The sequence below is a fragment of the uncultured Nostoc sp. genome (genome assembly GCF_964247315.1).
Classification (GTDB): Bacteria; Cyanobacteriota; Cyanobacteriia; order Cyanobacteriales; family Nostocaceae; genus Nostoc.
The window spans coordinates 49134-61712 of sequence record NZ_CAXTTT010000001.1; the positions used below are offsets into that span (position 1 = coordinate 49134).

Genomic DNA, 12579 nt, shown 5'->3' on the forward strand with positions numbered 1-12579 from the left:
TTAAGTATTTCTTGCTTCTTTATCTTTACGTCTATGGCGATTCGTAAAAAAATGATTTTGATAAGGAATTAAGCCTTAACTTAACCGTATTGGTCTATACTATATTTTATATTGTAAAATTATACATAATTGTCAATTGCACTAGTTTGTGACTGTTCTAAGTCAATTTTTAGTTTCTTGCTTAAGACCTGTACTTGGGAAGATTTATGTCAGAAAAATCTATGGAATCTAGAGAATCTATTGATTTAGACCTTAGTCGTTACTTATTGATATTGAAACGGTGGTGGCTACCGGCTTTCAGTATATTTGTGGCGACAGTTATTTTGAGTGCCATATCTACAAAATTTCTGAAGCCAGACTATGAAGCAGAAGGAAAACTGTTATTCAGAGTTCCCAGTTTTAAAGTAGCAGGCAATAATCTTTCCCCTGGCACCTCTGAAGGAGGAGACTCAGGAGATTTGAAACCATTGGTAGCAACTCAAAATCCCATAAGCAGTCAGATAGAAGTTATTTCTTCCCCAGCTTTATTGCAACGGACAATAGACAAACTACAACTTAAAGACAACGAAGGCAAACCTCTGAAGGTGAAAGGACTACAACAAGTCCTAAACCTAAAAATTGTTGGTGGGACAGATGTATTGCGTGTTGCTTATAGAAGTGACGATCCTGAAGAAGCAGCGGCAGTAGTCAACACAATTATGAGGTTTTATTTAGAAAATGATATTCTGACAAATCGCTCTGAGGCAGGAGCAACTCGTCAGTTTATGGCTAAGCAACTTCCTACAACTCAAGCTGCTGTTAATAATGCAGAAGTAGCGCTACGTATATTTAAACAAAAGCATCAGATTGCAGATTTATCAGAGGAGACAAGATCAGCTGTTGCAACTATTGGAAATCTAGACAATGAGATGAATACTGTCAAGGCTCAACTGGATGAGGTAAATGCCCAAACCAATGAACTGCGGCAGAAAGTAGAGCTAAATTCTCAAGAAGCGATCGCTGTGAGTGCCCTTAGTCAGTCACCAGCTGTACAGGGAATTCTTACACAACTCCAAGAGACCGATCGGCAGTTAGCGGTTGAGCGCAGCCGTTTTCTAGATGACAATCCTATAATTATTAACCTAGAAGCAAGAAAAGCTAATTTAAAATCTCTCCTGCAACAACAAGTTGGTCAGACTATTGGCAATCAAACACAAGTTCCTCAGAGCCTATTGCAAATTGGAGAACTCCGACAAAGCCTGATACAAAACTTTTTGCAATCAGAAATACAACGTTTTGGCTTAACTCAAAGACTCTCCTCTCTATATAATTCTCGTGTAAAGTACGAACAGCGGGTGAAACTCATACCCCAGCTAGCACAAAACCAGCGAGAGTTGGAACGGAAAGTTGAAGTTGCAGAATCAACCTATCAAAATCTATTGAAAAAGGTTCAAGAGCTACAGTTAGTTGAAAATACAAATACACCTAGTTCCCGGATTATTGCTCAGGCTTTAGTGCCCGAAGATCCTACATTAACCAAAACAATAATTGTTTTGGTGCTAGGAGTCATGTTCGGTTTGTTTTTTGCTACCACAACTGTACTTTTTCTCGCTATGAGAGATAGATCTCTAAAAACACTTAAAGAAATTAGAGATGTATTTGGATATACTTTGCTAGGAATTGTTCCTTTGTCTGTTAAAAAGCTTCGTTCCCGTTATTCAAATGCAGAATCAATAGCTCAAACAATTGCTGTAAGGGATACTCCCCACTCTTTAACGAGCGAAATGTACCGGATGATTCAAGCAAATCTGAAATTCTTAAGTTCAGATAATTTGCTCAAAACCATTGTGATTACTAGCGCAGTTCCTAAAGAAGGCAAGTCTACAGTTTCAGCTAATTTGGCAGCAGCGATCGCCCAACTAGGACGTCAAGTTTTACTAATCGATGCAGATATGCGAGTTCCTTCTCAGCATCATCTCTGGCAACTAACCAATGAAGTTGGTTTGAGTGAGGTTCTTGTAGGTCAGGCTGAATTTGACATTGCTATATCTAAGGTAATGGACAACCTTGATGTTTTAACTGCTGGAGTTAGACCTCCCAACCCACTTGCTTTGCTTGACTCAAAACGGATGGCATCACTCATTGAGAATTTCTCGTCTCAGTATAAATATGACTTTGTAATTATTGATGCCCCTCCACTACTTTTGGCAGCCGATGCTTTGACTTTAAGCCAAATGACTGATGGTATTTTGTTAGTAGCCCGACCTGGAATAATTGATTCCAACAGTGCTAATGCTGCTCAAGAGATATTAGAGAGATCCAACTACAACGTTCTAGGTTTAGTAGTCAACGGAGTCATTGATAAAAATGAATCTAGTAGTTATCGATATCATTCTCACGAATATTTTAAACCAAGAGAGCTGACAAAAGAGCTTAAGGGACTGGCGAAGAAGTAAAGCTTCCAAAAAATTATTTTAGGAGTTACATCAAGTTCGGATAAATATTTATTAATAAAGACTGATGCAAAGACGCAAGAAGTTTTAAATAATAAGTAATTAACCGGACTTAGAATTATATAGCGCTCCTACATCTGATAAGGTATATCTTCACCAGTATAGGAAACGCTATATTAGGAGCTATAAATGATTTTTAGGATGGTAGTCCGATTTCTTTAGGTGTTGCCACTCCAGTTTCATTGGATTCATTAGGGTTTTTGCTAGCCTCGAAAGTAATATGTGTAATTCCGTTTGCTCCATGCACAAAACCTTATTCATCCAAATATCTCCAGTAGCCGCACATAATTTCAGCATCTCTATTCTTCTTGTTTATGCGGTCGTGCTATTGGGTCTTGTTTTCCCTTGTGACTCTTTCTGAACCGTCTCCAATTGGGTTGTAGACAAAAAGTCTGTATAAATCTGTATACATAAGAACCTTATCATACAACCCAATGCTATACTTTTAACTACTATCGGTTTTCGTATGCTCCTCTATCGGTTGCATAACCGGACACACGAGGATTGCCTAGAAAATCGGTTTTCAAACTACTCCACTTTAAACCATTATTAATTGCCGGACTTGTTGATTTCAATCTAAAGTCACGAGCCGAGGCATTAACAAACTGTGGATCTGCAATCATATCGTGAGATCCTGTAACCTTGATCGTCGAATTAGTGGGATAAACATTGTAGTCATAAGTGACGTTGACATTCTTCACATTGCTATTCACAGCATTACCAGGGGCAGCATACATAATGTTATTGAAAATTTTAACATCAGACGAATAACCAGCATAAATTTCGCCCTTTTCCTTTTTTTGAACTTCTGGACTTTGCTGATTCAAATATGCCGTGTTGTTGATAATATCGATATGCTGACTATCATGGGAATGAATACCTGAACCGCCATTATTGTAGGTGATGTTGTTAGCAATTAAAACCCGTCCTCTATATCCTTTTGAAACATCAACAATAATGCCATTACCGTCTGTAATCCTTTTCTGGACAATCCAAGGAACGTACATTCGATTATTGTAGCTCCTGTTATTGGTAACAAATATCTTGTATCCCTGGTTGTTGTCAGAACTCCAATTATTAAGCATGGAAATGCCACTGCAACCATTAACTGTGTACCAAGAGTTATTGAAAACAGTGTTATTATCAACTTTCACATAATCAGCTTCGGTTGCTGAGATACCTGCTCCTCCACAATCATGCACTTTGTTATTCAGAATATTTATGTGATGAGAATGACCTTTGTTTTGTTCTCCAATGCTTATGCAATTTCCGTTAGTAAACTGATTTTTTTGGTTATCCTTCTGACTCATCGCATAATCACGGTCGATTTTAGCATTGTTCCCTATAACCTCCAGCCCGTTAATCTCGATATATGAAGCTCTGTTTGAAATCAAGATACCATTCCATGTATTGTGCTGAATTTTTGGAAAATGCCCAGGATATGCTTTATATTTAATCCATGCATTTGCTGTTCCAGAACGTTTAATATTTAGTACAGCCCCATCTTGGGGTTTATTCTTGTATTCCCCGTTCATAATCAGTACCGTGTCGCCAGGATTAGTAAGGTTTGCTGCCCTTTGAAGTGTCCTAAAAGCGGATGAGGTAGAAAGCCCGCTGTTTCTGTCGTTTCCGTTACTACTAACATAGTATGTTGTCGCAGTTGAAATACTACTGATCAGCTTGCGGTTAGGTAGTGGTATTTCCTGAACAGTGGATGACTGAGGAACATCTTTAAATAAAGACTCTGTTATTTTCTGTCCTTCAACCAGACCTGTTAATGCCCAGGGAAGTACAAGAGATGCGCTCAAACTGAGAAAACCGAAACCATGAATCATCATAGGGAAAAATAGGGTATGTTGCAAAAACTCAATCGTTAACGGTCAGTAACTCTAGCCTTAGTTAATAACCCAGTATTGGATACGGTCGTATCACTGCCACTTGTAAGTTTATACACGGTTTTATAGGTTTAAACCTGCGCATTTTTGCCTAAATATGGCGGAACCACCTTTTGAGCTTGTGTTCTAAAAAATAGCAAACATCTGATAAAATCACTGAAAAAAATATCAGTATCCAGAGTTAACCTATTTATGAACACCAAGCAAGTGTACAAATAGCGTCATTTGCAATTCGACATCATTCTACTGTGTATACGCGGTATCTGTGGTTAAAATAGTATATCTGTCATCAATTAGTTAATTTACTTAAATAATTCTTATGATAATAAGAATCGCTAAATGACTAAAAATAGGTTAGGGACTAGTATTTACGGAATCTGCTTTCTAAAATATTCTCATTATCATAAAAAATCCGAGTACTTACAATAAAAATTTCAAAAGCCTATCAATGCATATTAAGAATTTACAGTGAGAATTTTAAAGTTTACAGTATTTCTCTATGAGTAATATTACTTAAAATTATTATAATGACGGATATATAACAGTGGTCAAATAGCTTAGAACATTGGCAAATCAGAAGAGAGTGGCTGTCAGAGTATTTATAGCAGACTTGTCCTAACCAGTACGACAGCCTCTATAAAACGCAATTTGGAAGAAGCGATGCCTTGTGGAGCGTTTGTTATGTGTAACTTGCTTTTGATTCGAGGATAGTGCAATTTTAGGGACGAAGAGGGTTGGCCAACGCCCCCAATTTGCAATCTATCTCTTAAACTAGAGTCCGAATAAGTTCAAAAGATTAAAGATAACACCTAGAGGTGCGGTTATAGTGTTGACGGTATCGCCAGTCTTAGCTGAACCAGATCGGTTAACTACTACAACGTCATTATTTCGGAGTATGGGATTAGTTTGCTCATTAATCCCAGCTGAGAAATCCACTTTTACTATACGTTTAGTGACAGAACCATTAGGGTTGAGGCGAATCAAATCAACAGCCTTACTACTAGCTCTAGCATCATTAAATCCGCCAGCAGCGAGTATAGCTTGATTTAAAGAGCTATTTGGCTGAACGTCTGTTAAGCCTGGTTTTTTAACTTCGCCTACCACACCAACCTGAATCCGTGTAGGAGACAAAGTAGTGGTAGCTAATTGAGTAGCTTCTGCGGGGTTAATTTCAGTTGCCGTCGGAATAACAATCGTATCTCCGTCTTGCACAATGATGTCTTGATTGGCATCACCACTTTGTAATAGTTGCCAAAGATTAATATCTATAGATTGTTCTGAGCCAGTTCTTGTCGGTCGACGTAGCTTGAGATTACGAACATCAGCTTGTGCTGTAATTCCGCCAGCTAATTGAATTACCCGTGTCACATTTGGCAAACCATTGGGAGTGATAGTACCACTGTTAGTGGTTGCGTCCCCCTGTGCATCTGTGTTGGCTGGGGTGACAAGATACGAACCGGGACGGTTAACTTCACCAATGATTGTTACCGTGCGAGGTGTGGTTTGGCTGGCGGCAAAGTTGGATGCAAATATATTGCGAGATTCTGCCACGTTGAAGTTGGTTGCTGTTGGCACAACTATAGTGTCTCCATCCCGCAAGGTAATATCCTGCGATAAGTTGCCTGTTTGAATGAGTTCCTTCAAATTGAGGCTGACAGCTTGCTCTGAAGAACGTCCTATCTTACGCCTTAATTGAACTTGAGTCACATCCGCAGCTAAAGTCACCCCCTGTGCTGTTGTTAATGCAGCTAATACAGTGGGGTATTGTACGCCTGGATTGTTCCCGGCGCCTCCGCTCAAGCTTAGAGTGTAAGCTCCAGGACGTGTCACCTCTCCAGCAACGAAAATATTGATGGGACGAGGCGATAACAGATTGACTGAGATTAAGGGACGTTTGAGGAAGCGAGCATATCTTCTAGCTATTTCGTCAGAAGCTTGTTCAGTTGTTAGCCCTAGTACGGACACACTGCCAATTAAAGGTAGGTTGATTGCTCCACCTGGGGGAATTTGGTATTCACCTGTATATTCAGGTACTTCAAATACATTTACACGGATGAGATCGCCGCCTCCCAATGAATAATTAGTATCTAATTGTGTTTGTATGATTGGTGGTTGTGTAGTTGGTGGTAATGGTTGTCCCTGAGCTAGACTGGCAGATGACACAGCGGCATTGACAGCAGTTAACAAAGCCATACCTACAGCTGGCTGAATTAGGAATTTAGACAAACTTTTGTTAAGCATATTTACCTGAGACTCTGAAACTACAATCAATAAAGTACTGTCTAAACATTTTTATTTTGACTATACCTAAATATTCAAGTTCCCCGACACTCTTATTTTCCTAGAAAAGTGTGATTTTCCGGAGGAAATTTGTTTATTGAACTTAAATTTTTAGTGAAGTTAGCTTAAAGTTAATGTTGCTTGAATAGAGCAATATCAAAAAATATAGGATTTACGCAACTCAACCCAGTTTCTACAATAAATTGTTTGTTAGTCAACAATCAAGTAGTCACGAATAAAGTTTTCTTGTCAAAGTTAATTTGATGACATTTAAAATATACGATGAGTAGTAAGGGACTACTAAAATTAGGAACAAGTTCATTAAATAAATATAAATAACCTTGAAAAGATGTCGTAATTTTGTTTTTTGTGGGTTGTGTTGGGCAAAGAGAACTCAAAAAGGCAAAATTTTGGGTTTTGTTCTTCAAGCCAGTCGATAATTTACTATTTGGCAACAAGACTAATTCAATGAATTGTTTTTTCTTTGGATCTGTTGAATAAAAAATTCTTCTAGGGAGTGACGTGACAAGTTAATGGCGATAATTTTACCTTCCATCAGACGAAGACTGGCAAGAAAATCATAGTAATCATCTTGTAGTGTACCGTGCCAGGAACCATCAGGCTCAAATATGAGAGCGGGTATCCATTTTTTGAGAATTTCCCAGTGACCACCTTGACCTTTGACGTGATATGTGTTAGGGACGCCTAAGAGTTTATTGAGGGAACCAGAGCAAATTAGTTCACCTTGAGCAAGGATGGCAATGCGATCGCAAATCTGTTCTACTTCACTCAAAATGTGGCTATTAAAAAAAATTGTTTTACCAGCAGCTTTGAGTGCCAGAATAATTTCTCGCATTTGGTAGCGTCCCACTGGATCGAGACCAGACATCGGTTCATCCAGAAAAACTAAATCTGGCTCATTAATTAATGCCTGTGCCATACCAACACGCTGTAGCATTCCTTTAGAATAGCGGCGCAGCAGCTTTTTACGGGCATCGGCTTGGGATAAACCGACTAATTCTAGTAGTTGGGGAATGCGCTGGCGTTGGACACTTTGGGGAATTTGGAATAACCCAGCAGCAAGCTGCAAAAACTCCCAACCAGTAAGATAGTCATACAAATAGGGATTTTCCGGCAGATAGCCGATATGTTGCTTAACACTGCGATCGCCTATTGGCTTACCCAACAACGATCCCCGTCCAGAGGTGGGATGAATAATTCCCAACAACAATTTTAAAAGGGTGGTTTTCCCAGCACCATTAGGCCCGAGCAAACCAAAGGTTTCGCCTTTGTAAACTGTTAAAGAACAGTTTTTGAGAGATACGACTTTTTGATTTAGCCAAAAACCAGTGCGATAGACTTTTCGCAACTCAGAAGTTAGGACTACTGGCGGAATGTCTGTCGTATTAAGTTGAGAATTAGGGTCATCTGCAACAGACTTCATCTCGGTTAAATCACTATTTATCAGCTTGGTATTAATTAAAAATTACCCGGTAGGCTGATAATAACCATCACCAAGCTGTGTGTCAATTATCGTGAACTGGGGATTAGGGACTGGGGAGCATGGGAGCAGGGGAGAAGTTGCAGTAAGTTTTTCCCTTCTGCCCCTGTCCCTCTCTGCCTCTTGTGCCCAATATGCAATTTGACTCCTTTCATAGAACTCCCTTAGAACTGGGAATTACGCCAGCACGTCGAGGGTCAATTTCTACCGCCAGCCGTGTTGCTCTTGCAAAAGCTTTAAATGTCGCTTCAATGATGTGATGGGAATTAATGCCATCCAGTTGCCGAATATGCAGTGTCATCTGGCTATGGTTCACCAGTGCCACAAAAAATTCTCGCACCAGTTGGGTGTCATAGGTTCCTACCCTCTGAGTAGGAATTTGCAAGCCATAGCTGAGGTGAGGCCGTCCAGAAAAGTCTAGCGCTACCTGAACTAAGGCTTCATCCAGTGGTGCAAGAAAACTACCAAAGCGGACAATGCCTTTTCTGTCGCCTAATGCTTGGTTCAAAGCTTGCCCTAAAGTAATGCCTACATCTTCGTTGGTGTGATGATCGTCAATTTCCCAGTCTCCCTTGGCTTGGACATCGATATCAATCAGCCCGTGGGAGGCAATTTGATGCAACATGTGATCCAAAAACGGAACACCTGTTGCTGCTGTGCAAGTTCCTCTACCATCCAGGTTGATAGTAACTTGCACATTAGTTTCACCAGTGGTGCGGTGAACAGTGGCAATCCGAGGGGTTTGGGTTAAGCGATCGTAGTTTGAATTTACTTGGCGATTGGTTGTTTGCATGGGAAATAGGTCATGAGGAATAGGGCATGGAGTATGGGGAATGAAAAATGGACAAGAATTTTACTAATACTCAATTCCCAATGCCCAATCCCCCATGCCCAAATTATCTTACATTCCCATAATTTCATATCCTGCATCTACATAGAGAATTTGTCCGGTAATGCCGCTGGACAAATCACTACACAAGAAAGCCGCAGCGTTGCCTACTTCTAGCTGAGTGACGGTGCGTCGTAGGGGAGCTACTTCTTCTACGTGATGAATCATATCCAAAATCCCACCCACTGCTGAAGATGCCAAAGTGCGGATGGGGCCTGCGGAGATAGCATTCACGCGAATATTTTGCGGCCCTAGTTCAGCAGCCAGGTAACGCACACTAATTTCTAACCCCGCCTTGGCAATTCCCATGACGTTGTAGTTAGGGATTGCTCTGACGCCACCTAAATATGTCAGGGTGACGATACTACCTCCCTCTGTCATCAAAGGTTTAGCTGCACCACTTAACTGCACTAGTGAGTAGGTGCTGATTTCTAAGGCGGTGTTAAAGCCAGAACGAGAGGTTTGGCTAAAATCTCCACTCAAATCGTCTTTGCTAGCAAAGGCCAGACAATGGATCAGAATATCTAGCTTTCCCCACTGTTCGCGGATTGTCTCAAAGGTAGATTTAATTTGTTCGTCATCTTGGACATTACAGGGAAGAAATAAGCTGGGGTTAAGAGGTTCTACCAATTCCGCAACTTTTTTCTCCATCTTGCCGCGTTCATCCGGTAGGTAGGTGATACCCAAGTTTGCTCCGGCTTTGTGCAGTTGTTGGGCAATGCCCCAGGCGATCGAGCGGTTATTGGCAATACCTGTAACAAGGGCATTTTTTCCAGTCAGATTTAGCATAGAAATTGTTAATGCGATCGATCATTAGGAGCATACTAGAATCTGAGGCTAGTTTGTCTTTGTTTTATACAGGATTGACAAAAATGAATATTGCTAAGGGTGTTTCTTGTGAGAAAAATCTTGATTTTTTATAAAGATATTCTCAAGATATCTTTATTTGTTCTTCAAAAAACCTTTTGAATACAGCTATTGGAACTACTTATCAACAATTAGTAGCTGAAAGGATCAACAATTATGTATCATTATAAACAAAGAGTTATGAAGAGATTAGTTTGAGTATAGGAAAGTACAGAAAGGTTGACGGTGCTTTATTCATTTTTCGGGTGTATTCTTAGGTAATCAGTTTTTGTTTTTCCGGCATTGGGTAGGGGAAGGGAGATGATTGTGACACAAGATAAAGCCCTAGCAAATGTTTTTCGTCAGATGGCGACCGGGGCGTTTCCGCCAGTTGTGGAAACGTTTGAACGCAATAAAACGATCTTTTTTCCTGGCGATCCTGCCGAACGAGTTTATTTTCTTTTGAAAGGTGCTGTTAAACTTTCCAGGGTGTACGAGGCAGGAGAGGAAATAACGGTAGCATTGCTGCGGGAAAATAGTGTTTTTGGTGTATTGTCATTGCTGACAGGAAATAAGTCGGATCGGTTTTACCATGCAGTTGCATTTACTCCTGTAGAATTACTGTCGGCACCAATTGAACAGGTAGAGCTAGCACTCAAGGAAAATCCAGAATTATCAATGTTAATGCTGCGAGGTCTGTCTTCGCGAATTTTACAAACAGAGATGATGATTGAAACTCTCGCTCACCGAGATATGGGTTCTAGGTTAGTGAGTTTTTTGTTAATTCTTTGTCGAGATTTTGGCGTTCCTTGTGCAGATGGGATCACAATTGATCTGAAATTATCTCATCAAGCGATCGCAGAGGCAATTGGTTCAACTCGTGTTACCGTTACTAGGCTACTGGGAGATTTGCGTGAAAAAAAGATGATTTCTATCCACAAAAAGAAGATTACTGTGCATAAACCTGTTACCTTAAGTAGGCAGTTCACATAAAAACAATTGGAGAAAGGGGAGTCGGCGCGTGTTGTGTTTTGAAAAATGACACTAATAGCTAGAGGTAAATCTAAAATTGAACAATTTCAGCTATTGCCAATTTTCACTTCTCCACAGACAATACTTAAAAGTAGTAGGCTGTATCTGGAAGGATTTCGGTAGCTAAAGATGACCACCGGATACATCCTCATCGCAGCAATTTTGATTCTGGGAGGCGTAATTGCCACCGTGGGCGATCGCATCGGCACACGAGTTGGCAAAGCCCGCCTCTCACTTTTTAAGCTTCGTCCGAAAAACACCGCTGTACTAGTAACAATTTTTACTGGTGGTTTGATTTCGGCATCAACTTTAGGGATTTTATTCGCTGCCGACGAAGGCTTGCGAAAAGGAGTCTTTGAGTTAGAGGATATTCAAACAGACCTTAGACAGAAGCGGGAACAGCTAAAAACCGCAGAAACTCAGAAAAGTCAGGTAGAGGGTGAACTAAACCAAGCAAGAATTGCCCAAGCAAAGGCACAACAAGACTTGCAGGCAATTAATCAATCCTTGCAGGCGGCAAATGCCAAACAGAGGGAAACGCAAGCTCAGTTGAACCGCACAATTAGTCAACAAGCCCAAACCCAAACTCAACTCCAACGCACTCAAGGTCAGCTAGATCGGGTGGTAACTCAATACCAAAAAGCCATAGCTGAATTGCAAAGCGTTTACGACCAGAGAAAGGAACTACAGGCGGCAGTTGAACTACTGAAGACAGAACGTCAAAGACTGTATGCGGAAGCGAAAAAAGCCATTGACGAAGCCAAAACAGCAATTGAAAAACGCGATCGCGAACTTGCTAACCGTCAAGAAGCTATAGAACAGCGCGATCAAAAAATTTCCCAACTAGATCAACTAATTCAAAAGCGTAATCTAGAAGTTGCAGCACGAGAGCAAGTGATTGCTAAACGGGAATCGCGCCTTAAAGAATTGGAAGCACAACAGGAGGAACTAGAACAGGAAGTTGCTAGGCTGGAAAAATATTATCAGTCTTACCGCGACCTGCGTTTGGGTAAGCTGGCCTTAGTTCGTGGTCAAGTTCTGTCTGCTGCTGTAATTCGTGTTACTCAACCTGCTGCTGCTCGTCAGGCAGTAGTACAACTTTTACAAGAAGCCAATCGCAACGCCAACCTCGAATTAAGTGAGCCTGGTGCAAATCCTGCAACTTTAGAGCTGCTGCGCGTGACCCAGGATCGGGTTGACCAATTAAGCAAGCAGATTGGCGATGGTCAAGAATATGTGGTGCGAATTTTCTCGGCTGGTAATTACGTCAGAGGAGAAAAGCAGATAGAATTTTTCGCGGATACAGCCCAGAATCAACTGGTTTTTTCAGGAGGCGCGGTGCTAGCCACGACTACTGCTGATTCCAAAACCATGACATCTTATCAGTTACAGCAGCGCCTAGAAATACTGATTTCTGCTTCCCAATTTCGTGCCCGTAATGCCGGAATTGTCGAAAATGTGCAAGTAGAGGGGACTTTTCTGCGCTTTGTTAGCCAACTAAGACAGTATAATCAACCCTTGGAGATCAAAGCGATCGCAGCAGAGGATACTTATACAGCCGGGCCATTGAGAGTAAAATTGGTGGCAATAGTTAACGGAAAAATTATTTTTGGTACTTAAAAAATTATTTGCACGCTGTTATTA

General features: G+C 40.7%; 8 protein-coding genes. 3 read left to right on the forward strand and 5 right to left on the reverse strand.

Annotated elements, in window-relative coordinates:
• The first annotated feature begins 206 nt into the window (after positions 1-206).
• Positions 207-2435 (forward strand): GumC family protein, encoded by a 2229-nt coding sequence (locus ACFE93_RS00195; protein WP_375471492.1) that lies wholly within the window; start codon positions 207-209, stop codon positions 2433-2435.
• Positions 2436-2944: 509 nt separating this feature from the next.
• Here ACFE93_RS00195 and ACFE93_RS00200 read toward each other — a convergent pair.
• From ACFE93_RS00200 to fabI, 5 genes are all read right to left on the reverse strand, one after another.
• Positions 2945-4330, reverse strand: coding sequence for a choice-of-anchor Q domain-containing protein (locus ACFE93_RS00200; protein ID WP_375471493.1), 1386 nt, complete (start codon positions 4328-4330; stop codon positions 2945-2947).
• Between the two features lie 828 nt (positions 4331-5158).
• On the reverse strand, positions 5159-6628 hold the full coding sequence (locus tag ACFE93_RS00205; protein WP_375471494.1) for an SLBB domain-containing protein: 1470 nt from the start codon (positions 6626-6628) through the stop codon (positions 5159-5161).
• A gap of 499 nt (positions 6629-7127) precedes the next feature.
• Positions 7128-8111, reverse strand: coding sequence for an ABC transporter ATP-binding protein (locus tag ACFE93_RS00210; protein WP_375471495.1), 984 nt, complete (start codon positions 8109-8111; stop codon positions 7128-7130).
• A 208-nt stretch (positions 8112-8319) separates the two neighbouring features.
• Entirely contained in the window at positions 8320-8961 is a 642-nt protein-coding gene (hisB, locus tag ACFE93_RS00215) for an imidazoleglycerol-phosphate dehydratase HisB (protein WP_375471496.1), read from the reverse strand.
• A gap of 108 nt (positions 8962-9069) precedes the next feature.
• Positions 9070-9846: an enoyl-ACP reductase FabI gene (gene fabI, locus ACFE93_RS00220; RefSeq protein WP_375471497.1), complete on the reverse strand. Its 777-nt coding sequence runs from the start codon at positions 9844-9846 to the stop codon at positions 9070-9072.
• A gap of 378 nt (positions 9847-10224) precedes the next feature.
• Here fabI and ntcA point away from each other — a divergent pair, with 378 nt between their 5' ends.
• Together ntcA and ACFE93_RS00230 are read left to right on the forward strand one after the other, a co-directional pair.
• The gene (ntcA, locus tag ACFE93_RS00225) at positions 10225-10896 is read left to right on the forward strand and encodes a global nitrogen regulator NtcA (protein ID WP_094347373.1); all 672 of its coding nucleotides are present in this window, start codon (positions 10225-10227) and stop codon (positions 10894-10896) included.
• 168 nt (positions 10897-11064) lie between these two features.
• Complete coding sequence (locus tag ACFE93_RS00230; RefSeq protein WP_375471498.1) at positions 11065-12555, forward strand: DUF3084 domain-containing protein; 1491 nt, start codon at positions 11065-11067, stop codon at positions 12553-12555.
• Positions 12556-12579 lie beyond the last annotated feature (24 nt).

Bases quoted from the DNA above. Each gene is read 5' to 3' on its own strand.
- ACFE93_RS00195 (WP_375471492.1), top strand. From the start codon at position 207: ATGTCAGAAAAATCTATGGAATCTAGAGAATCTATTGATTTAGACCTT.
- ACFE93_RS00200 (WP_375471493.1), bottom strand. From the start codon at position 4,330: ATGATGATTCATGGTTTCGGTTTTCTCAGTTTGAGCGCATCTCTTGTA.
- ACFE93_RS00205 (WP_375471494.1), bottom strand. From the start codon at position 6,628: ATGCTTAACAAAAGTTTGTCTAAATTCCTAATTCAGCCAGCTGTAGGT.
- ACFE93_RS00210 (WP_375471495.1), bottom strand. From the start codon at position 8,111: ATGAAGTCTGTTGCAGATGACCCTAATTCTCAACTTAATACGACAGAC.
- hisB (WP_375471496.1), bottom strand. From the start codon at position 8,961: ATGCAAACAACCAATCGCCAAGTAAATTCAAACTACGATCGCTTAACC.
- fabI (WP_375471497.1), bottom strand. From the start codon at position 9,846: ATGCTAAATCTGACTGGAAAAAATGCCCTTGTTACAGGTATTGCCAAT.
- ntcA (WP_094347373.1), top strand. From the start codon at position 10,225: ATGATTGTGACACAAGATAAAGCCCTAGCAAATGTTTTTCGTCAGATG.
- ACFE93_RS00230 (WP_375471498.1), top strand. From the start codon at position 11,065: ATGACCACCGGATACATCCTCATCGCAGCAATTTTGATTCTGGGAGGC.